Origin of the sequence: Pseudoalteromonas sp. SG43-7 (assembly GCF_014164295.1) — a bacterium.
GTDB lineage: Bacteria > Pseudomonadota > Gammaproteobacteria > Enterobacterales > Alteromonadaceae > Pseudoalteromonas > Pseudoalteromonas rhizosphaerae.
In genome coordinates this window covers 1-21992 of record NZ_JACJEY010000068.1, presented here as the reverse complement: position 1 = coordinate 21992, position 21992 = coordinate 1, and the positions used below count along the sequence as shown (strand labels likewise).

Below are 21992 nucleotides of genomic sequence, written 5' to 3'. Positions count from 1 at the left end.
GCGTGCTGTCTGGTACGTGTTCTGTGCTTACAGTTTCGAGCTTAGGGCTTGTGGTTTCGGGCTTCGGGCTTCGGTCTTATCAAGTATTTTTGATGGTTTTTATTAACTTGCCAAGCATTTTCCCAATTATTTCACATTCTTCGAGAATAAGTTCAGACTGCGTGTGACTAATATAACCCAATTCAAATGCAATCATAACCTGAGTTTTTAACTCACCTATAGAGCCTTTAGCGATACTTAAAAACCGCGCTTTTTCTTTTTCAAAATCTCTTTCAAAACCCTCTGCTATATTACTTGGCACTGAGACAGATCATCTGCACATCTGATCTTTCAAACCGTAATCACGTAAAGTTTCAAATGTACTATAAATTAATAAACTAAGCCTGAAAGCCCTTTGCCAAACTTCTAAATTTTCATATCTCATGACCAATCCATGTTGATTTGCGGCGTGCTGAAAATAATTTGACAATAAAAAATGTTTTGAAGTTTCAAAACCCATCTGTTCAATCCTAGGGCACAAACTATAAAGCAACACCATACTGCTCGTATCACGATGCTCATAACCCGTAGCTTAATCAGGCACGCTTCCGCCCCTAGGTTACAGTTCCTACGTTCTGGTCAGTTTAATTCAAATTGTAAAATACAAGACCTTTCGCGGTGGCAAGCCACTCGCCTACAAAACTGTTTTTACCACCGAGAGCGCAGAGATGCTTCGCGGCACCGAGAAAACATTTATGCAACCCTTAGGTTAACTTATTATCCCTTCCTCTGTGATCTCGGTATTCTCTGTGGTGAATCTTTATTCTTTTAGGGCTAAACGGCTCATACGAAAACCATTTTTATCACCAAGCACTGAGTAAACCTTTCGCGGTAGCAAGCTACTCGCCTACAAAACTGTTTTTACCACCGAGAGCGCAGAGATGCTTCGCAACACCGAGAAAACATTTATGCAACCCTTAGGTTAACTTATTATCCCTTCCTCTGTGATCTCGGTATTCTCTGTGGTGAATCTTTATTCTTTTCGGGCTAAAGCCGGCTCCTACGAAAACCATTTTTATCACCGAGCACTGAGTAAATCTTTCGCGGTGGCAAGCCACTCGCCTACAAAACTGTTTTTACCACCAAGAGCGCAGAGATACTTCGCAACACCGAGAAAACATTTATGAAGCCCTTAGGTTAACTTATTATTCCTTCCTCTGTAATTTCGGTGTTCTCTGTGGTGAATCTTTATTCTTTTCGGGCCAAAGCCGGCTCCTACGAAAACCATTTTTATCACCGAGCACTGAGTAAATCTTTCGCGGTGGCAAGCCACTCGCCTACACGTAATTAAACACCAGTATAAAATTTAACACCGTAGGCGTTAAGCTTGCTGACGCGTGTTAATTAGGTCATTGTCACTTCCCTAGTGCCTTTAACCTTTAACTTTTACCCTACTTTTCTTACGTCGCTGTTATCTACGCTCATTTCTATTTGTTTATTTAGTAGGTTGACTAACAGTATGCTGCGCATGTCGCCGTCTGGCTCTTTAAATATTGCTTGTACGTCTTTAAATGAGCCATTATTTAGGCACACTAAATCACCAGGTTGCGGTAAATTATTACTATCTTGCGCTAGCTCGAAATTTTTTAATTCTTTAATAAGTTGTGCAGGTACTAATTGATACGATGCACCATACGACACAAAACCACTAATACCGCGGGTGTTTTTTACCGCAGCAAAGTTGCCGGTGTGGGGATTTAAGCGAACAAATAAATAATTAGGAAACACAGCAGATTGCTTAAAAGTACGACGACCCTTAATTAGCTGTTGTTTTTGTAGCTGAGGAAAAAAAGCTTCAATCCCTTGGTTTTGTAAATTAACTTGGGCACGAGCTTCTTGCCTTGATTTACAAAATAATAAGTACCAACTATCCATATCAATCCCTAAAATAGTGACTTTGCGTCTAAGAACTGCATATTCTTATTTCAGACGCGGGGGATTATACGTGCTACTTTAGGGCGATGTCTATAAAAAAACCGATTAAAACTTTTCAAGTTAAAATAGGGTAGAAGATCAAACTCTACTTTTAATTGCATTGATGAAATAACACATAAAGTAATACCAAATATTTATTGGTGAAATGAATTTTTGCTTCTTTAGTATTTTAAAATGCCATATCGCAGCTTTAAATTTATTTGCAGACAGGCTATTAGTATGCACTCTATAATTTGCTAAGGGGCTAGATACTCCTACAGAATCAGTTTGTGTCAAAATTCTAAGCCACATATCATAATCCTCATGTCCAATAGGCTCCTGCATCACAACACCTAACTTGCTAACGCTATATATTCCAGTCAAATTGCCAATTTGATTTCCTTTTAGCATATCTTTATAAGTAACTAACTTTTTAGCTTTTTTAAAGCCTAAAAATGCCCCCACGCTATCAACTCGGTTATAAGCAGTATGAGATGCATACACACCGTTTTCGACCATTGCTTCCAATTGTAAAACTAGCTTCGAAGGTTCCCAAGTATCATCACTATCTAAAAAAGCAACATACTCACCAGAAATGTATTTCAAACTGTTATTTCGAGCCGACCAGGCACCTGATACACCATGATTAAGATAATATTTTATTCTGTCATCTTTAGCGGCATAATTTAAAATAATATCTTTTGTACCATCTGTTGAATTATCATCAGTAACTAACAATTCCCACTGTGTGTGAGTTTGTTTTAAAATTGATTCTATACTTTGAATAATTGTGTGTTGTGCGTTGTAAGCGGGCATAACTATAGATATTAACGACATATCAAAAACCTAAAAATTAGTTGCTTTATCATACTTTGGGGATTTAATCTTAGAGTTCAAGTTCGCTTATCAATTGACGAATACCATCACGTAGACTAGTTTTCTTATGTTCAGTTACAACAGAGTTTAAGCGTGAAACATCTAAAATATTTGATTCAATCAATGGACTTGGGGGCTTTATATAATTAATTACATAATCACACCGCCCGCTTAATTCGCCGTCTATTACCTTGATGATATCTAATGTTGATAGACCTCCTCCAGATCCAATATTATATATTGAAAAAGGTAAGTCATTAGCTTCTAATAATTGGATGAACAAATTTACAAAGTCATCTATGTAAATGTAATCCCTCACTTCATTACCAGTTCCCCAAACCTCAATACTATTAGAGTTTTTAATTCGTCCCAAAAGTACAGCGATTAACCCTTGCGTTCCTTTAATATTTTGGTGCTTCCCGTATGGATTAGCAGGCCTAACAATTAAAAATTGTTTTCCTAAACGCATACTTTCTAATTTGATAAATTCTTCTAACTCAACTTTACTTTTACCGTAAGGGCATATAGGACCCAGCTCATCAATCTCATGGTGAGGATTCTTACTATCTTTGTAAACTCGCCCACCGGATGAAAAAAATATAACTCGCTCAACAATTATAAATAATGATGTTAAGGCAGCTTCATTATTAGCAATTTCTTGCTTATAGTTATCCAGACTCCCATTTACAGGTACTGTATTGACTAAATATATTGCATCATGTATTTCTTCTGGCGATAAAAAAGCTAATTTTTCAGATATCTCATGCAACTCCCCTTTGATAAAGGTTAAATTTTCTGAAATTATACTTGGCTCAGTACGCCCATAAACAAAAATCCTATATGAATCAGAAAGAAACTTTTCAATTAAATTTAAGCCAATAAAGCTCGCCCCCCCAACTAAAATAACTTTTTTCATATCATTTCATCTCTATTACTGAATTGTATAATTTTTCAGTTATTTTTGTTACTTGCTTCCAACTATGATTATCAATAACATATTCATGGGCTTTAAGTATTTTGACTGTTAAATCTTCACGAGTATAACTACTAATTTCTAAAAGGTGCTTTGCGATTGATTCTGGTGTTCCTTCTGCCAACCAGCCAATGTCGTTTTTATTTAATATTTCCGACATATTAGCACCCGGCGTAACTAAGCATGCAATACCAAAATATAACGCCTCAAGAATTGCCATGGGAAAACCTTCATATCTAGACGTTAAAACAAATACATCTGATTCTTTAAAAGCGTTAATTTTCTGCTCACCAAAAACACCACCTTTAAATTTTATGTAAGGTGAATCTAAACTTTTAATACAAGATCTAACAATTGCCTCTTCTTTCTCACTTCCGATTCCATAAATATCTAAATGTATACGGTCAATCAAACCTTTTTCTTTTATCAACATTAGAGCATCAAGCAAAATATCAGTGCCTTTATGATTAAAGTCAATTCTAGAAAGGTAAATGAATCGAATAGGCTCTTCTTTACTGACCGTCTTTTCAGTCGGATTTTCATAATTAAAATCTAAAGCATTTGGCTCAATATACTCGCTGTCATTCCAGGACAAAGAATTTTTTTTCTCATCTTCATTAGTAAATATCGTTCCAGCGGCTGAAGATATAAACTTTTTATAAAATACTCTATTTGCAATCATCTTCTTTAGCTTTGATTTTTTCTGAGCCGCTTTCATCAAACTTGAATGAGGTTTTACAATATATTTAATGTTTAGAGACTTTAATAGCTTATATAATGAATAATACTTTAGATAATAAATACCATGAAAAACTACCAAATCGAAGCTTTCTAAAAATAGTGAGGGTGTTTTAATATCAAAGAAATTAAACACCTCAATTTCTTGTGAATCGAATGAGTTATCAAAAATCAAAAGTGATGGTTTTATTAATTCACTGTGTAGGCTGTGCATTTTGATCATCTCAGGGATCAATCGACCAATACCGTTCGATGGCTCTATTTCATTCCCAACAACATGTAAAACTTTCATTACTCTTCCTTTACCTTAGCCTTTTTCTTTAAAATAAAAAAGCCGGGCATTTTAACGACAATTAAAAACACTGACAAAATAATAAAACATAACCAAGACTTGAAATACAAGAAAAATGAAAAGTCATTATTGATTGGTAATGTAAGTAGCGTGACAATATAAACGGCATGGGCATAACCGTGCAGGTATCTGCTGAATACCCCCTTCAAAATATATAAACCAACGATATTCATAGTGACAATTAAAGGAGCTATTATAAGCGATATATCGCCAAAAATAGTCCATGCATGTGATTGCATATAAGTATTCGAGTTAACCCATGCACTACCAGCTGTAGGAAAAAATATTGTAATAATTTCAGCAGCAGGATCTATTGCCGCAAACCCAAACGAGCCAGCTAATGGCATACCATAAGTTATACGCTCAAAGTCTGGGGTCAGTACATCATACATCATGTATGCGCCTTCGGCTTGGCCAATAAACATTCTTCCAGCAACTGCGTTTAAAACCTCTCCAATGGGCGTTTCATGTAAAACCATGAAGCCACCTGCCAAAAACATTAATCCTATTAGTGGTGTAATTAATACATAAAAGTAGTTAATATTTTTTGCTTTTTTTAGATACAAAACAAATAACATAAAAAATACCATTACTAATTTAGACTTTTGTAGGTCATACAAGCAATAAAAAGTCATCAGGTAAAAATTAATATAAAATATCTTTGATGTGGAGGGTAGTATCTGTTTACATATATAGGAATAAATTAGTGATACATAAGGGAAATACATAAAAATATACCCTATAAAAAGCCCACCCATTCCTGTTTCTTGTTTAAGTATTTTTGCCTTCAGCAGAGCAGCACCTATAGCATCTCCCTTTAGAGCCAGTAGGATCGGTAGCTGCCCTATAGAAGCAACCTTAATAAACACTACAACAATTGAAATTAGCAATAACCCAACACCCATTCCTTTTGAGACAGGCACCGTTTTTAGATTAATATCTAAATCAATGTATTTAGAGCAAAAAGATAGCATGAGCAATAAAGTGGCAATTGAACATGTTGTATAGCGAAATGTTAATTCTAAAAGCTCTTGCGACATTCCAGTTTGAATATTCAAGACTAGAGGGAAGGCAAAAAATGAAACTAAAATTGTACCGGGTATAATTTGAACAAATAGTGTTAAAAAAAGATATGACCCTAAAATAGAGGGTCTAAAAGAGAAAATCCTCAGTTGATAATTTGCTACAAGCGTAGCAAAAATCAAAAATATAAAAATTAGTAGATTTTCTATCACAAAAATTGACCTCAAACACTTAATTATAAAAACTTTCTAATCATTTTATAAAGTCTATATGGCCTAAATAGGCATGTTATGTAATGATAAATTAAATATGTGTTACTTCTTTTAGTGCCAACAAATTTGAGCCACAATGTTTTTTCTTTGAAAATAATATAGTCGTCCCAAATTTTGAATACATCTTTATAACTCAGCTCAGGCCAAATACAATCCTTTTGAAAGCAATAGAGTGAATTCAAGTATTTAGCATTGCCAATAAACTCGCTATGTTGACTCAATGAGTCTCCGACTCGATAGTAGACAGTCTCTTTCTCAAAATAATCAAGACCAATACCCTGCTTTAAAATTTTATACCATAATGGATAATCTTCGAGCATAGCGTATCTCTCGTCAGCGAAGCCAACACTCTCTAGCGTTTTTTTACTCATAAACGATGTTGGTGCTAAAATATTGCAACCCTTCAAGAGCATATTAAACTGCTCAGCTTGCGTCATAGCAAAAAGTTTTTGATCATTTTTTGCCACTTTTTGATTTTTTAAATCACCCGAAAATAAGATGGCGTCAGAGAATAAAACTTGCGCTTCAGGATGTTCTTTTATGTAGTTAAGATTATCGCAAATGCAGGTATCTACTAATATATCGTCGGCAGCAATCGTTTTAATCCATCGTCCAGTCGCATTTCGCCAAACAATATTGCAGTTTGCTGAAACTCCTTTATTTACTTTATTTTTATATAAGGCAGCTCTGTAGAAGTGATGCTGATTCGATTGCAACCAATCACTGGCAACTACGGTAGTATTATCACTAGAGCCATCATCGCTTATTAATAACTCTATATTTTTTGCTTGATAGGTTTGCGTTAACGCACTATTAAGTGTTTCGAGAATTGTGCTTGAAGAGTTATAGGCAACAATAGCAATTGTAATTACTTCTGACATATAAAGTCACTCATAATATTAGATTTAAAAAGGCAAGTTGAAAGGTTTATTTAAACATTAGAGCTGACTTTTTATTACGCAGGTAATTTAGAGTAATAAAAGCAACAACTATAAAGTATACTGAATAATTTAAAGCATAAGCGTAAGTAACACCATTTAGGCCGTATTGACTCACAAGGTATTTTGCTAAAAGTACAAAACCAATCGAAAACACTATTTCCGTTGTTATGAATAACTTTGTCATTGCCTTTGCCAACATTACGTAACTAAGAAGCCACGAAGCCAATTTAATTACATCACCTATAAGCTGCCATTTAAAAAGCTCAGCCATGGGTATAAACTCCTTCGAGAAGAGAACTTGTATAATAAGTTCTCTAAGAAAATATATTAACATAGCCATTAAAATCACTATTGGAAGTATTATTTTATAACCATTTATCAATTCTTTTTTAATTTCTTTTTTAGATGTTAATTCAGCAAGCTTAGGTAGGTAATAGATCCCTAATGTTGTAGTAACCACCATTAAATACATACTTGAAATATACCAGATAGCTTGCCAATAACCCGCCTCTTGCCAACTTAAATTATTACCTAAGTAGTCGCGAACGATAAGGTGAGAGATAGGAGCTACTGCAGCACTTGTTAAAGTCATTGCTGAAAATTTAAATAATTTTTTAGCTTCTATTTTATCAAAGCGCTTTCGAAATGCTGATAATTTAATCAGTGCATGGTGACGAATCGCCCAAATAAGTACCAATAATATTATTGATTGATTGGTTACCATAGCAATGAATACGCCTTCTAATCCTAGCCAATAGATCATCACTAAGGTAAAAATTAAACTAAAGACGCTTTGCACTATATTTATACTAATGAAAACTTTTATCTCTTTGAGACCATTTATTATTGATAAAAGCAGTTGGTTTAATACAAAGAAAATAATACTAAAACCAAAAAGTATAAATATGTAGGTGTAATCACGATTTTTTAAGAAGTAATCGGCCAATTGTCCTGAAAAAACGCATACGATTATTCCGGCACTAACAGCAGTGAAAAAACTAATAACTGTTGCGGTACTAAATAGCGCACTTGTTGTTTTATTTTCAACTGAATACTCAGCTGTATGCTTTACAACCCCTTGGTTAATACCACCTTGACCAGCAGTCATAGCAATCTGAATAAAATTTTGAAGTTGGCCCATCAATGCAAGCCCTGAAGGGCCAACTAAAACAGCTACAGCTTTATTTATCACTAGAGCAGCGAGCATTTTCACTGCGGTAGCAATAAAACTCAAAACAGATGTTTTAAGTAATGTCATATAAAGAAACAGCGTTGATTACTTGATCTAAATCTTCACTTTCCATAACAGGAGACAACGGAAGACTTATAACTTCTTTATGGATTAGCTCGGTAATTGGAAACGATTGATTACTCCAATCCGGATAAGCACTTTGCTTATGTGGTGGCTTAGGGTAATGAATTAAAGTTTGTACACCCAGATCGTTCATATAGGCTTGAAAAGTAACTCTATCAGTAGCCCTAATAACAAATAAATGCCACACATGTGTTTCTTCAGTTGTTATATCTGTATCATCTGCAAATGGAAGTATAAACTGAGAACCCTTCAAAGCACTCATATACCTTGCAGCTACCGCACGTCTATGGGCTATTTCGTTATCTAAATAACGTAGCTTAACCCTAAGCATAGCAGCTTGTATTTCATCTAAGCGGCTATTGACACCTTGATAAACATTTTCATACTTTTCTTTACTTCCATAGTTGCCAAGTGCACGAATTGTATCGGCTAATTCTTGATCACTGGTAGTTACTGCTCCAGCATCACCAAGGGCTCCCAAATTCTTCCCTGGATAAAAGCTAAAACCACTGGCATCACCCCAACTACCCGCTTTCTTACCACCTAGGCTAGCGCCATGGGCTTGAGCGGAATCTTCCAGAACAAGTAAGTTACTGCGCTTTGCTATACCCATAATAGCTGGCATATTTGCCAATTGCCCATATAAATGAACTACCAGTATTACTTTCGTTTTAGAAGTAATTGCTGCTTCGGTTTTTACAGGACATAGATTGTAACTATGCTGCTCAGGTTCAACTAATACAGGTTTTAATTTATTTTCTGTTATAGCTAAGATACTGGCTATATAAGTATTTGCAGGAACGATAACTTCGTCACCGTCCTTTAACTTTCCTAACTCTTTCCATGCCCTCAAAGTCAACGTAAGTGCGTCTAAGCCGTTAGCAACACCAATGCAATACTTTGTGCCACAATATTGAGCAAACTCACTTTCAAATTCAGCGACTTCTTTACCTTGAACATACCAACCTGACTCTATAACTCTGCTACAAGCAGAAATTAAGTCAGCTTTGTATTGATTGTTAATTTTTTTTAAATCTAGAAAAGGGATCATTATCAACTCATTTATTTTTTCAACAATTAACTGTAATCAAATACTAAATTCAGCAATCCACTTTTCCACTTCGGCCTGAGGATATCCGCGAGTAAAATGACTTCGCCAAGGGTAAGCATTTCGGTTGGAACCATCTTTAAGTTTTATCTTAGTAATTTCACATATAGGTTTAGCCGGATTACCAGCTACAACCCACCCTGAATTTACTGTTTTCCCGACAATACTACCTGCACCTATCAATGTATCAGATTCAACTTTTACCCCCGGTAAAATAACTGACATGGTCGCAATTACAGCAAAGTCACTAATTTCACAACCAAGTAGAACTTCACTTGGTGGGTGGGGATCATTTGTAAGTACGACATATGGAAAAATCCATACATAATTACCTATTTTTGACTTATTCCCAATATGAACATTACTATGGCACTTTACGTAATCGCCGATAGTGCAATGCCCTTGGATATCACCCAACGTACCAATTTGAAATCCAACACCTGCCGTTGTCTTCTCTCTAATAGTTACACGATGGCCTGTGACTAAATTATCGCCAAAGGTAGAAGCAGCATAAAAAATACTATGGCTACGGATATAGCTATTTTTTCCAAGAACTAATGGCAACCCTTCAGAAAATGCATTCTCGACTCCTAACTCACAGAACGATTCAATAACTGAGTTATCGCCTATAGATACATTTTCGTGAACAATAGTAAATGCTCCAATTGTTACATCTTTTCCAATTGAAGCTGTTTCACTAATAATAGCTGTTGGATGAATCAAATTCGCCATCTTGAGTTCCTTTTAATAAGAGTAAAAACCAATACCCGTTTTTCTACCTAATTTTTTTGCGCTAACCATTTTACGAAGCAAATATGAAGGTCGATACTTTGAGTCTGAAGTTGCTGTATATAGAGCCTCCATAATTGATAAGCAAACATCATTACCGATAAGATCAGCTAAAGCTAATGGCCCTAATGGGTGATGAGCACCTAATTTCATTGCCGAATCAATCTCTTCAGCACTTGCAACTTGACTACTTAAAATTTCAACAGCTTCATTAATCATAGGAATAAGCAACCTATTCACAATAAATCCAGGGCTATCTTCAACACGCACAGGTTTTTTCTGTAATAAAGTACAAAAATCCCAACACTTGTCCACTACTGAGGTTGAGGTAAGCATTGATGGTATTATTTCAACCAACTCCATACTCGCTACAGGATTAAAAAAGTGAATACCTATGAAGTTTTCTGGGTATTTATAGCCTGCAGCCATATCTGTTACAGATAAACTGGATGTATTTGTTGCCCAAATAGTATTCTCTGTTATGAAACCAGTATAATCTTGAATAATTTGCTTTTTTTGATTTATATTTTCACTAATAGCTTCAAAAACAAAATCATAACTAGCTTCGTTCGCCAACTCTTTTACGATATCAATTTTATCTAATACATCGCTCTGCGATTCTTTTAATTGCATTCGCTTTAAAGAGCGTTTAACTAATTTTTCAAGTTCAGGTTTTAGGCATATGACTTTTTCTTCACTTCTAACTAAAATGGTAACGTTAAAACCTTTTAGGGCGAATTGACTCGCAACTCCAGCCCCCATAGTACCGGCGCCTATCACCAAAATATTACTAAACATTATTTACGCCTTTTAAAAACTCATCATAATTTCGAATGTAATCAGATTCATCGTAATGTTCACTTGCTAATACAAGTAACACACAATCATCGCTAAAATCGTGCATTTCCCGCCATATCATATCTTCAATCAAAATACCTTTAGTGGCTGAATCCAACCACTCTTCTTTTCTTTGTATGCCATCATCAAGTGTCATGCGGCATTTACCTGTTACACAAACGGCTACTTGCTTTAGCTTTTTATGGGCATGAAAACCTCTAGCAACACCAGGCTTAGTTCCAAAAATGTAATACACTCGCTTGATATCAAATGGTATTGACTTATTACTTTCAAGAGAAACAAGCGATCCTCGTTCATCACCTAATGGCGGTAAGTTAATTAGTTTAATTAAGCTCATAATTATTCCTTAATTATTTCTAACAAATACTGCCCATAATTATTTTTAAGTAGTGGTTTTGCTAAATCTATTACCTGTGACTTGGTAAGCCAACCATTATTAAATGCAATCTCTTCTAAGCAAGCTACTTTATAACCTTGACGTTTTTCAATTGTTTCAACAAAGCTTGCAGCTTCTAATAAGCTTTCGTGCGTTCCAGTGTCAAGCCATGCAAAACCGCGCCCTAACATCTCTACATTAAGGTTTTTACTTTTCAGGTACATATCATTTAAGCAAGTTATTTCTAGTTCACCACGGCTAGAAGGTTTTACATTTTTTGCCATTTCCACAACTTGGTTGTCATAAAAATACAAACCCGTGACCGCAAAATGAGATTTAGGCTTTATAGGTTTCTCTTCTATTGATATGGCCTTGTTATTCTCATCAAACTCAACAACACCAAAGCGTTCTGGATCTTTTACTTGGTAACCAAACACTGTTGCACCATTTTTATTTTTTGCATTCTCAACGGCATGTTTTAGCTTTGGTGTAAAACCTTGTCCATAAAAAATATTATCACCTAAGACTAAGCACACATCATCATCACCGATGAAATCCTCACCGAGTATAAAAGCTTGAGCTAACCCATCAGGACTTGGTTGGATAATATAAGAGAAATTAACACCAAACTCACTGCCATCACCTAATAAACGTTCAAATCCGGCTATATCGTCTTTTGTTGTGATTATAAGTATTTCACGGATCCCAGCTAACATCAGGACAGAAATTGGATAATAAATCATTGGCTTATCATAAACAGGCAGCAATTGCTTTGAGACACCTTTAGTTATTGGATAAAGTCTTGTCCCCGAACCACCTGCTAATACAATACCTTTCATTATTTATCTTCCTTCATTTCATTCAGTGTGCCTAAACGCTCTCTTTGATAGGAACCATTTTGTACATTCTCACACCAGTTAGTATTAACCAAATACCAATCCACTGTCTTACGCAAACCAGTTTCAAACGTTTCTACTGGTGTCCAATTGAGTTCACAACTCATTTTTGTTGAGTCTATTGCATAACGCCTATCATGACCGGGACGATCTGCTACATATGTAATTTGCTCTTTATATTTCGATTTTTTAGGTACCAGCTCATCTAATATGCTGCAAATAGTTTGCACAACTTCTATATTTTTCTTCTCATTATGCCCACCTATATTATACGTTTCTCCAACTTTTCCTTCAGTGACCACTTTATAAAGAGCTCTTGCATGATCATCGACATATAACCAATCGCGAATTTGATCCCCTTTACCATAAATAGGGAGTTCTTTTCCATCTAGTGCGTTTAGAATAACAAGTGGAATTAACTTTTCAGGAAAATGATATGGACCATAATTATTAGAACAATTAGTTACTATTGTTGGTAAACCATAAGTGCGAAGCCAACTGCGGACAAGGTGATCGCTTGATGCTTTACTTGCTGAGTAAGGGCTACTCGGCGAGTAAGATGTCTCCTCTGTAAATAACGGAAGAGTGCCGCTTTGTTCATCAGGGTGTGGTAAATCACCATAAACTTCATCTGTAGAAATATGATGAAATCGAAAATCAGCTTTTACAGGATCACTTAATCGATTCCAATAACATCTAGCAGCCTCTAGCAAATTATATGTGCCAATAATATTGGTTTGTATAAATTCAGCGGACCCGGTAATTGAGCGATCAACATGGCTTTCTGCTGCCAAGTGCATAACCGCATCTGGTTCATATTGATCAAATATGCGATCTAATTCTGAACGTTCACAAATATCAACTTTTTCAAAGTAGTAGCGCTCGTTATCCTGAACGGCAACTAATGATTCTAAGTTTCCAGCGTACGTAAGTTTGTCTAAATTAATGACCGTATCGTTCGTATTTTCAATTATATGCCTAATGACTGCTGAACCAATAAACCCAGCACCACCTGTAACAAGAATTTTCAAAATATATCTCTCTAAATTTAATCTTATCGACCCATACCAAATAATACGACTTTAACAGTCTTAAATAATATTTTAATATCCAACCAAGTACTATGATGCTTGATATAATATATGTCATATTTATGCTTCCAAATGGCATCTTCTGTAGATGCACCATAAGGATAACTAATTTGCGCCAGCCCTGTAATACCTGGCTTCACAGCATGTCTAAAGCGGTAATAAGGAATTTCTTTTTCGAGGCTATCTATAAACACCTCTCTTTCTGGACGAGGACCAACAATTGACATCTCACCTCTAAAAATATTAATTATTTGAGGTAATTCATCAATACGTGTTCGCCTTATAAACTGTCCAACTCGTGTAACTCTACTATCATTTTTTGATGCCCATTGTGCACCTGATTTTTCTGCATTCTGGCTCATTGACCTAAATTTAATCACAGAGAATTCTTCGTTATATTGCCCTGTTCGCCTTTGCTTATAAAAAATAGCTCCTGGTGATTCTAATTTAATAAGTAAGGCAGTTATCAAGCCAATAGGAAGCGCAATTAACGTAAGTAAAAGTGCAGCGGCTATATCCATAACCCTTTTTGCAAACTGTGTTCGCTTATGCGATAAAATCGAAAATGCCTTCTGATGCAAAAAGTAACTACTATGAAGTAAAGCAACTTCTGTATAACCAAATCGTGCATCTAAATAACTAACGAGAGGCTCCACCCAAGCGCCTAATTCAGTCGCAACAACTAAGTAATGTCTTTGCTCTAAACTTAAATCCGCAGCTTGGTAGTGACATATTACTTGCTTGCTTAAATCTTTTAAGCTGTAGTCATTGACCTTGATATCAAAATCATAGTTACCGACAAGCTTATTAATTAACGACTCTAAACTTTCAGGGCAATATACATATATAGTTTTTTGTTTTAAAGCTTCACTACTTGCTTTAAATCTATTATGTACATGTATATCTGTATGGTTTATTTTATTTTCGAACATTCGATTTCTTTCTATATTTAATTGCAACATAACTCTTAGCGTAAAAGTCTGTCTAAATAACAACACTTCATCGCTAAATAACAGCTATACTAGAAGTCAGCTTTTTTTAGAAAAATACTGCATTAGAACAAACATCACGCTCAAGGCAAAGCCTAATACGGCCCCTAGGATACATATAAGCAACCTCTTAGGTTTGAACTTTTCCTCAGGAACAATAGCTTTATCTATTGTCTTAAAAATATACTCATCTCTAACCTCAGCAAATAAAATTGTCTTCGCTTGTTCTTCTATTAATTTAAATAAAATAGTACGAATACCAGCAATCGTGGTTTCTGATATTTGTTTATTTAAAAACTCAGTGCTGCGCTTAGCCTCGAGCACATCCCTACTTTTCATTTCAGCATTAATATCTTCAACCAGCCATGTAACCCAATTCTTTGCTATATAAGGTGATACATGTTCGATTGAAATCGTCACCATTCCACTATCTTTGGCTAATGCAACAGACATTATCTTATTAAACTCTTTGTATGCTTCCTGCATCGATGGCTCAGCTTTAAATGGAAGATTAACATCTCTCACCCACTGACTTTCTGACACTAGGTAATCATCTTCATCATAACTCAAAGTATTATCAGCCATATTCCATGAATCTACTGCCATTAAATCAGGTAATATTTTATGACGCTGTATAAATTCACTAATAAATTGTCTTGACTTGATTACTTCTATAGCCATTTTAACGTTTTCATCCCCATCGTCGCCAAGACTTATCCCAGCCATACTTGCTAGGCCACCGAGCTGCCCAGCTAAAGCACCTAACCCTCCACCTGACTTATCTGTATCGGCAGGTGCAAGTAGCGCTTCTGACTTATATATATTAGGGCTATTAATCGCAAATAATGCAGCCCCTAAAGTAAATAAAGAAGTGATAATTACTATCAATATCTTTTTCTGTAAAATAGCTAATATCAGCTCATTCGGATCAATTGAATCCTCAGCTATTTCCTGCGTTTTCACACTAACTTCTTGATAATCATTCTCTGTCTTTAACATTACTTCAATTCTCTATTTACAATACATATCACGGATACTGCTTGAATTAGCTACTGAAATCCTGGAAACCGTTATATACATGACTCTAACTCATAGTAACTAGCGATTTGTGAGTTCATTACCTAAAGATTACCAATAGCTGCTACTGCAATACCTAATTGATAAACGATCTGTGTAGCAGTACTCCACAGCGTGAGATTGTCCATGTAATTTGAATTAAGCGGCACTACTATTGTGTCACCAGCTTCAATCAGCTGAGAATCATTAACAGCAAACCAACTACCACTATCAGGAATTTTAACTGAACCGTTTGCTTTAATAATGTAAATCCGTTCATCATCCGCACGCTCTTTTAAACCACCACTTAGGGCTATATAATCTTTAAAGCTGGTTCCTGGTTTATATAAATGTGAGGTTGCGTAATTTACTTCACCGATGACGCTGATAGAGTCGCGTTTACTTGGTACATATAAAGTGTCACCGTCTTGCAGCACTAAGCGTTGTTTGTCTTCAACAATTAAAGGTAAATCAATAACTAATCGGCCAACCGCTTCTACATTAGCTAAGTCATTGAGTAACTTATTCATCTCATCATACGAAAGTGAATTGCTACCGACCGAATTTTCAAAACTCTTCTGCGCTATATCTCTGCGTAATTCTTCAGATAACTTAGCGAGTTGCTGTTGCTCTTGTTTACGAATTGATTCTCGAGTGAAAATAGCTGCTTTTTCTTCGGCAAACTCTGAAAAACCACCAGCGCGCTCTAGTAAGTTAGTTAATGTTTCACCACGACGAATTGTATACGACCCAGGAAATTTAACTTCACCTTTTAGCTCAACTTTTACATTTTCTTGCCAGTTAGGGATTGAGAATACATTTAAACTGTCTTTACTACGAAGAATGCGATTATCATCAGACTCTCCAAGTATAGCTTTATGCAAATTAAACTTAATATGCTCTACTTTTGATGCATCACCAGCTAATATACGGGTAATTTCAGCTTGCTCTGTATAAGCAGATTCAAGTAGACCACCTGCTGCAATAATAAGATCATTGACCTCACTACCTATCGTTAATGGATAAATCCCTGGATAAGTAACATGACCATTGATCTCTACCAGTTGCATTGCTTGTCTAACATTTGCTTGCAGTTTTAACTTTGCGATAACCGGCTTTAGCAAGTTATTACGACTAAACAGAGCATAATCTTCAGGCTTTAGTTTTTGCTCTTCTTCTTCAGCTTTGCGTTTTGAGATTTCAGCAATAGTTAAGTTTGAAGTATCCTTTAGTTGTAATTCCATATCATCTGTAGCAACACCAATGTATTTTTCAAACTCTTTCTTTTGGTATTTATGCCATTGCTGAACTTTCACCTGCTGCGCTTGCTGTTCTTCGGTGAGGGCCATATTTTTTAAAGCTAACTCTTCAGCTTCTTTTTCTTCGTAACGACTAAAAACTAATAGTTTATCGTTTGCTTTTAACTCAAAGTCATGTGCAGTTGCTTTTACAATAGCTTGCGCTATGTCGAATTGACGCACTTCAATATCACCTGAAATATTAATTTCACGCACTAATAAAGCGTAACTAAGGTCAGCTTGTGGTAACAAATCACCACGAACAGACGTTAATACATCCGAAATATGCTTGCCTTGATACCATTGATAATTACCTGGTCGTGCAACAGCACCAATTACACTAATTGAGTTTTGATACTGCAAGCTTACCGGATTAAAGCGAATTCTATCGCCATCACGTGGGATATAGGCAATATCTTTGCCACTAAAGTCTACTGATAAAATTTCTTTAGCATTGTAATTATTAAAACGCTCTACAATTGCTTTTTGTGCATACGCTCCAGGCTTCAAGCCACCGGCCATTTTTAATACGTCTTGGGCATTTTCATTATTCTTCAATTCAAATATAGCTGGGCGCTTCACTAACCCTTCAACGGCTACTTGTGAACCAACTGGTGGAATAAATACTACATCCCCTGGCTTTAAGATGATGTCGTTGCGGCTATCACCTTTTATAAGTAGATCATAAAGATCAAAGTTTGCAACAACTTTACCAGCACGTTTAACTTGAATGTTACGCAAAGATGCAATTTCAGATACACCGCCGCTAATAAACAAAGCATGTGACACTGTGGTCAACGACGATACGCTATAACTACCCGGCTTATGTGCTTCACCCAATACTAGGATACGCATGCTGCGTAATTTTCCTAGCGATACAAACGCTTTTACACCTATAACTTCTTGTGCAACTTTGGCTTTGATAAGTTCTTTTATTTCGCCGAATGTAAGCCCAGCAACTTCAACAGGGCTTAAATTAGGGATATTAATTCGGCCTTCACGATCAACATTAACTTCATAGCTTTCACTTTCTTTGCCATAAAAATTAATTTTTAATTGATCACCACGGCCAATTAAATATGTTTCTGGTACTGCCGCATTTTCACTTGGCATAAATGTAGTTGGCTCGCCAGAAAACAACTCGTAGCCAAATGGTTTTATTTCGTCTAATTGCGGCTTAAAGCGTTCTTCGTCGGTTAACTCAGGCTCTTCTTGTAATTGGCGAGGCTGAATTGTAGGCTCATCTTCTTTTATTGAGCTTGATGATGATTTACCGGTAATTGTGGATAGATCGACACCATACTGCTTAGCCAGTGCCTCTTGCTGGGCTTTTGGCAGCTTTTTAAATTGTTCAATCTGCGCTGCACTCGGTGTAAATGCAAATGCAGATGCAGTCGTTAACAGTAAAAAAGTTATTAAAAATCGTTTAAAAAGCATCACAAGTAGGTTTATCCCTAGAACTACAGCCAAAAGATTGGCTATTCTACATTATTTCACTACAAATAAAAAAGGGACTTTCGTCCCTTTATTACAGTTAAATGTCACTTAACAGAGATAAACTGTTAAAAACTGTAAACCAGTGTCAGCGACGTTTCTGTGTCTGTACTTTCTTTATCATCAGCAACATCTGAGTTGTTGGTGATGTTATAAGCAACTTTCATTTGTAATGAGCCATTTATCTTAGCTAAAAGTGCAGTTTCTGAACGTGTTTTAGTGTTAGTATCACCGTATTCAACTGCAACTAACTGAGTAAACTTCGCGTTATCAGAAATTTTCCAATTATAATCAAGCTTACCTAAAGCAATAACTTCACCTTCACGCTCACCAGCTAAAGAGTTGCCATTTTCATCTACTTCACTACTTGTATCAGGGTATTGAAAATATTTATAACCAGGACCAATTTCAGCATTTAGCCACATGTCAGAACGATCTAACAAGCGTTGACCATAACCAGCTGAGATAACAGACTCACTGCGATAAGCGCCAAAGTAATCTGAAACATGTGAACCATAGATATATAAATGAGCATGATCTTCATTTAATTTATAGTTACCTTGTGCTGATAACGAATATTTTTCGTTAGTACGCTGCTTTTCTTTTATACCCGCTTCATTTTCAACGTTGTCTTCTTTATAAAGACCGTTAATTTTATACTCGTTATTCCAGCTTTCTAAGTTATGTAATGCCTTGATGCCACCCTTAAGAGTGGTTGTTTCAGTATTACCGCTAGTTATGATTGCACCTAGCTCACTGGTAACTTCCCATGTTCTAGCGTCTTCTGCGAATGCGTTAGTTGTAGCTGATACTGCAACTAAAATTGATAAAAGCTTTAATTTCATTAAAAATAACCTTTGTTACTTGTATATTGATTAATCTTGCTTGTGCAAATGAACATCCATTTGCGGAAACGGAATAGTGATATCCGCATCATCTAATGCGATTTTAATGTTCTCAATTAAAGACCAATAAGTTGGCCAGTAATCGCCTGAGTTAACCCACGGACGCACAATGAAGTTTACGCTTGAATCTGCGAGCTCAGATACTGATACGTTATAAGCTGGATCTTTAAGAATGCGTGACTCTTGATCTAGTACTGATTTAAGTACTTCTTTTGCTTTGCGTAAGTCTGCATCATAACCAACACCAATAACTAGATCGATACGGCGAGTTGATTCGCGCGAGTAATTAATAATTGAGTCAGACATAATTTTAGAGTTGGGCATGATGATAACTTTGTTATCTGGTGTGCGTAGTTCAGTAGAGAAAATTTCGATTTTTTTCACTGTACCAGCTTTACCGCCAGCTTCGACATAATCACCCGATTTGAAAGGACGAAGTAATATAATAAGTACGCCAGATGCGAAGTTAGATAATGAACCTTGCAGTGCCAAGCCAACTGCTAAGCCTGCAGCACCTAAGATAGCGATAAATGAAGTGGTTTCTATGCCTATTTGTGACAACGCCATTAAGATTGTTGCCATAAATACGATGGCATAAACAATGCTTGATACGAACGAACCTACAGCTTTATCTACTTTCTTTTTATCGAATGCTTTTTCAGTTAGGTTAGAGCAAAATTTTGCAACACGACCGCCCAGTAAAAAGATCACCAATGCAATTACAGCTTGAATGCCATAATGCAAAATCAAACCTGAGTTTTCGTTTATCCAGTTAAGTATTGTATCCATTATCACTCCTGATATTCAGTATTAAGCAGTTTGCTGGTTAAATTATATCTGATTTCAATTTATTATTTAATTAATTAATCTATTTATCTTTAAAAGAACGTCTTTAGGGTTAATTTTTATTTTACCCAACCAGATAAAAAATGATTTAAACATTCATTCTCTGGCTGCTTTATGAACAAAAATATTCAATTTTAAATTTTTTTCACTTTTTTTGCTCTTAACCCTTCACAAGATTTATTATTTTATGTATTATCCGCGCCACACCAAACAAGGTGTGTTGTGGCGGTTGTAGCTCAGTTGGTAGAGCCCCGGATTGTGATTCCGGTTGTCGCGGGTTCAAGCCCCGTCAATCGCCCCATCTTTTCCCTTCTTATCTAAATATCAAATACGTTCTTAAAATTCCATTTTATTTATTAATTAATATTAAGCACAAACCAAAAATAATGGCTGAAGCCTGTTCCCACAAGAAACATACACATGCATTACTCGTATGAGAGCGCTTTAGCGCCGATTGGTTGTTGCATATAACCTAAGCCTAAACACAATCACGGCTGAAGCCTGTTCCTACAAGCAACATACAATACACACACATGACCTCGTAGGAGAGCACTTTAGCGCCGATTGGTTGTTGCATATAACCTAAGCCTAAACACAATCACGGCTGAAGCCTGTTCCTACAAGAAATATACACATGCACCATCCGGTAGGAGAGCGCTTTAGCGCCGATTTCATAATTTAATCTATACTTCATTAAACCGTTTTATATTTAAAGGATTAAAATGAAACTTCGGTCACAGCAGCTACGTCAACATCGTCACTCTATTATTAACCACTATTATTCTGTGACCACATGTACACATCAACGAGTTAAATTATTTGAGGATTTTTGTAATGCGCGAATTCTAATACGCTCACTAAAACAATCTGATTTAAATGGCTTAACTAAAACAATTTGCTTTGTAATAATGCCTGATCATATGCATTGGTTATTGCAGCTGAAAACACAAGATTCGCTATCTTCGGTGGTGGCTAAAGTGAAAGGGCGTACATCATTTCTCATGCAAAAAGCTAAAAATGAGCAAATTTGGCAAGCTGGTTTCTACGATTCATTAATTCGAGATGAAGAACATTTATTACATCAAGCAAGATACATAGCTGCCAACCCAATGAGAGCCGGTATTGTTGACAACCTTGGAAGTTATCCCCATTGGGATTGTATTTATTTAACCCCCTCTGAACATGACTAACATAATCACGGCTAAAGCCTGTTACTACAAGAAATATACACATGCACCATCCGGTAGGAGAGCGCTTTAGCGCCGATTGGTTGTTGCATATAACCTAAGCCTAAACACAATCACGGCTGAAGCCAGTTCCCACAACAAATACACGCATGCATTATCCCATAGGAGAGCACTTTAACGCCGATTGGCTTTTGCATATAGCCTAGGCCTAAGCAAAATCACGGCTGAAACCTGTTCCTACAAGAAATATACACATGCATTATCCCGTAGGAGAGCGCTTTAGCGCCGATTGGTTGTTGCGTATAACCTAAGCCTAAGCACAATCACGGCTGAAGCATGTTCCTACAAGAAACATACACATGCATTATCCCGTAGCAGAGCGCTTTAGCGCCGATTGGTTGTTGCATATAACCTAAGCCTAAACACAATCACGGCTGAAACCAGTTCCCACAAGAAATACACACATGCACCATCCGGTAGGAGAGCGCTTTAGCGCCGATTAGCGTACCCTCGCTAACTTTACTCTCGCCAGCTCGCAAGCTGCTTTCTTGCAGACAAAAAAATGCCCCCTCTCGTGGGCATTACACACGGGATTATTTCTACATTATAGAAATTCTTTTCAAAAATTAGTTTCTAGGTTCTAGGTTCTAGGTTCT

General features: G+C 36.2%; 19 protein-coding genes, 1 tRNA gene and 1 pseudogene. 2 read left to right on the top strand and 19 right to left on the bottom strand.

Annotated elements, in window-relative coordinates; all coding sequences use genetic code 11:
- Nucleotides 1-79 precede the first annotated feature (79 nt).
- From H5200_RS20685 to H5200_RS20595, 19 genes and pseudogenes are all read right to left on the bottom strand, one after another.
- A pseudogene (locus H5200_RS20685) lies at nt 80-424 on the bottom strand (four helix bundle protein).
- Nucleotides 425-1425: 1001 nt separating this feature from the next.
- Nucleotides 1426-1914 (bottom strand): transcription/translation regulatory transformer protein RfaH, encoded by a 489-nt coding sequence (rfaH, locus tag H5200_RS20680; RefSeq protein ID WP_182762449.1) that lies wholly within the window; start codon nt 1912-1914, stop codon nt 1426-1428.
- Between the two features lie 138 nt (nt 1915-2052).
- Nucleotides 2053-2790 (bottom strand): glycosyltransferase family 2 protein, encoded by a 738-nt coding sequence (locus H5200_RS20675; protein ID WP_149980558.1) that lies wholly within the window; start codon nt 2788-2790, stop codon nt 2053-2055.
- Nucleotides 2791-2839: 49 nt separating this feature from the next.
- Complete coding sequence (locus H5200_RS20670) at nt 2840-3745, bottom strand: NAD-dependent epimerase/dehydratase family protein (RefSeq protein ID WP_182762447.1); 906 nt, start codon at nt 3743-3745, stop codon at nt 2840-2842.
- A gap of 1 nt (nt 3746) precedes the next feature.
- Nucleotides 3747-4832 (bottom strand): glycosyltransferase family 4 protein, encoded by a 1086-nt coding sequence (locus H5200_RS20665; protein WP_149980556.1) that lies wholly within the window; start codon nt 4830-4832, stop codon nt 3747-3749.
- Complete coding sequence (locus H5200_RS20660) at nt 4832-6127, bottom strand: hypothetical protein (RefSeq protein ID WP_149980555.1); 1296 nt, start codon at nt 6125-6127, stop codon at nt 4832-4834. Before H5200_RS20660 ends, H5200_RS20665 begins: the two co-directional genes overlap by 1 nt.
- A 23-nt stretch (nt 6128-6150) precedes the next feature.
- Nucleotides 6151-7068, bottom strand: coding sequence for a glycosyltransferase (locus tag H5200_RS20655; RefSeq protein WP_182762444.1), 918 nt, complete (start codon nt 7066-7068; stop codon nt 6151-6153).
- Nucleotides 7069-7114: 46 nt separating this feature from the next.
- Nucleotides 7115-8386, bottom strand: a complete 1272-nt coding sequence (locus H5200_RS20650; protein WP_182762442.1) for an O-antigen translocase — start codon at nt 8384-8386, stop codon at nt 7115-7117.
- Nucleotides 8373-9494, bottom strand: coding sequence for a DegT/DnrJ/EryC1/StrS aminotransferase family protein (locus H5200_RS20645; RefSeq protein WP_149980552.1), 1122 nt, complete (start codon nt 9492-9494; stop codon nt 8373-8375). The genes H5200_RS20650 and H5200_RS20645 overlap by 14 nt, the downstream gene beginning before the upstream one ends.
- A 36-nt stretch (nt 9495-9530) precedes the next feature.
- Nucleotides 9531-10283 carry an acyltransferase gene (locus H5200_RS20640; protein WP_149980551.1) on the bottom strand — a complete coding sequence of 251 codons (753 nt, stop codon included), beginning with the start codon at nt 10281-10283 and terminating at the stop codon, nt 9531-9533.
- A gap of 12 nt (nt 10284-10295) precedes the next feature.
- A complete protein-coding gene (locus H5200_RS20635) occupies nt 10296-11138 on the bottom strand; it encodes a 3-hydroxyacyl-CoA dehydrogenase family protein (protein ID WP_149980550.1) in 843 nt (280 codons plus the stop codon).
- Entirely contained in the window at nt 11131-11535 is a 405-nt protein-coding gene (locus H5200_RS20630; protein ID WP_149980549.1) for an FdtA/QdtA family cupin domain-containing protein, read from the bottom strand. Before H5200_RS20630 ends, H5200_RS20635 begins: the two co-directional genes overlap by 8 nt.
- A gap of 2 nt (nt 11536-11537) precedes the next feature.
- Complete coding sequence (rfbA, locus tag H5200_RS20625) at nt 11538-12413, bottom strand: glucose-1-phosphate thymidylyltransferase RfbA (RefSeq protein WP_149980548.1); 876 nt, start codon at nt 12411-12413, stop codon at nt 11538-11540.
- Entirely contained in the window at nt 12413-13501 is a 1089-nt protein-coding gene (gene rfbB, locus H5200_RS20620; RefSeq protein ID WP_149980547.1) for a dTDP-glucose 4,6-dehydratase, read from the bottom strand. The genes rfbA and rfbB overlap by 1 nt, the downstream gene beginning before the upstream one ends.
- Nucleotides 13502-13524: 23 nt before the next feature.
- Complete coding sequence (locus tag H5200_RS20615; protein ID WP_259399249.1) at nt 13525-14493, bottom strand: exopolysaccharide biosynthesis polyprenyl glycosylphosphotransferase; 969 nt, start codon at nt 14491-14493, stop codon at nt 13525-13527.
- A gap of 96 nt (nt 14494-14589) precedes the next feature.
- Nucleotides 14590-15549 carry a Wzz/FepE/Etk N-terminal domain-containing protein gene (locus H5200_RS20610; protein WP_182740737.1) on the bottom strand — a complete coding sequence of 320 codons (960 nt, stop codon included), beginning with the start codon at nt 15547-15549 and terminating at the stop codon, nt 14590-14592.
- Between the two features lie 122 nt (nt 15550-15671).
- Nucleotides 15672-18341, bottom strand: a complete 2670-nt coding sequence (locus tag H5200_RS20605) for an SLBB domain-containing protein (protein WP_182740739.1) — start codon at nt 18339-18341, stop codon at nt 15672-15674.
- 125 nt (nt 18342-18466) lie between these two features.
- Nucleotides 18467-19243 carry a YdiY family protein gene (locus H5200_RS20600; protein WP_182740738.1) on the bottom strand — a complete coding sequence of 259 codons (777 nt, stop codon included), beginning with the start codon at nt 19241-19243 and terminating at the stop codon, nt 18467-18469.
- A 30-nt stretch (nt 19244-19273) separates the two neighbouring features.
- Nucleotides 19274-20092, bottom strand: coding sequence for a mechanosensitive ion channel family protein (locus tag H5200_RS20595; RefSeq protein WP_145236563.1), 819 nt, complete (start codon nt 20090-20092; stop codon nt 19274-19276).
- A gap of 282 nt (nt 20093-20374) precedes the next feature.
- On the opposite strand from H5200_RS20595, the gene H5200_RS20590 reads away from it, so the two are divergent.
- Both H5200_RS20590 and H5200_RS20585 read left to right on the top strand, forming a co-directional pair.
- Nucleotides 20375-20450, top strand: a tRNA-His gene (locus H5200_RS20590).
- Nucleotides 20451-20871: 421 nt separating this feature from the next.
- Nucleotides 20872-21339, top strand: a complete 468-nt coding sequence (locus tag H5200_RS20585) for an REP-associated tyrosine transposase (RefSeq protein WP_182719271.1) — start codon at nt 20872-20874, stop codon at nt 21337-21339.
- Nucleotides 21340-21992: the final 653 nt, after the last annotated feature.

Bases quoted from the DNA above. Each gene is read 5' to 3' on its own strand.
- rfaH (WP_182762449.1), bottom strand. From the start codon at position 1,914: ATGGATAGTTGGTACTTATTATTTTGTAAATCAAGGCAAGAAGCTCGT.
- H5200_RS20675 (WP_149980558.1), bottom strand. From the start codon at position 2,790: ATGTCGTTAATATCTATAGTTATGCCCGCTTACAACGCACAACACACA.
- H5200_RS20670 (WP_182762447.1), bottom strand. From the start codon at position 3,745: ATGAAAAAAGTTATTTTAGTTGGGGGGGCGAGCTTTATTGGCTTAAAT.
- H5200_RS20665 (WP_149980556.1), bottom strand. From the start codon at position 4,832: ATGAAAGTTTTACATGTTGTTGGGAATGAAATAGAGCCATCGAACGGT.
- H5200_RS20655 (WP_182762444.1), bottom strand. From the start codon at position 7,068: ATGTCAGAAGTAATTACAATTGCTATTGTTGCCTATAACTCTTCAAGC.
- H5200_RS20650 (WP_182762442.1), bottom strand. From the start codon at position 8,386: ATGACATTACTTAAAACATCTGTTTTGAGTTTTATTGCTACCGCAGTG.
- H5200_RS20645 (WP_149980552.1), bottom strand. From the start codon at position 9,494: ATGATCCCTTTTCTAGATTTAAAAAAAATTAACAATCAATACAAAGCT.
- H5200_RS20640 (WP_149980551.1), bottom strand. From the start codon at position 10,283: ATGGCGAATTTGATTCATCCAACAGCTATTATTAGTGAAACAGCTTCA.
- H5200_RS20635 (WP_149980550.1), bottom strand. From the start codon at position 11,138: ATGTTTAGTAATATTTTGGTGATAGGCGCCGGTACTATGGGGGCTGGA.
- H5200_RS20630 (WP_149980549.1), bottom strand. From the start codon at position 11,535: ATGAGCTTAATTAAACTAATTAACTTACCGCCATTAGGTGATGAACGA.
- rfbA (WP_149980548.1), bottom strand. From the start codon at position 12,413: ATGAAAGGTATTGTATTAGCAGGTGGTTCGGGGACAAGACTTTATCCA.
- H5200_RS20615 (WP_259399249.1), bottom strand. From the start codon at position 14,493: ATGTTCGAAAATAAAATAAACCATACAGATATACATGTACATAATAGA.
- H5200_RS20610 (WP_182740737.1), bottom strand. From the start codon at position 15,549: ATGTTAAAGACAGAGAATGATTATCAAGAAGTTAGTGTGAAAACGCAG.
- H5200_RS20605 (WP_182740739.1), bottom strand. From the start codon at position 18,341: ATGCTTTTTAAACGATTTTTAATAACTTTTTTACTGTTAACGACTGCA.
- H5200_RS20600 (WP_182740738.1), bottom strand. From the start codon at position 19,243: ATGAAATTAAAGCTTTTATCAATTTTAGTTGCAGTATCAGCTACAACT.
- H5200_RS20595 (WP_145236563.1), bottom strand. From the start codon at position 20,092: ATGGATACAATACTTAACTGGATAAACGAAAACTCAGGTTTGATTTTG.
- H5200_RS20585 (WP_182719271.1), top strand. From the start codon at position 20,872: ATGAAACTTCGGTCACAGCAGCTACGTCAACATCGTCACTCTATTATT.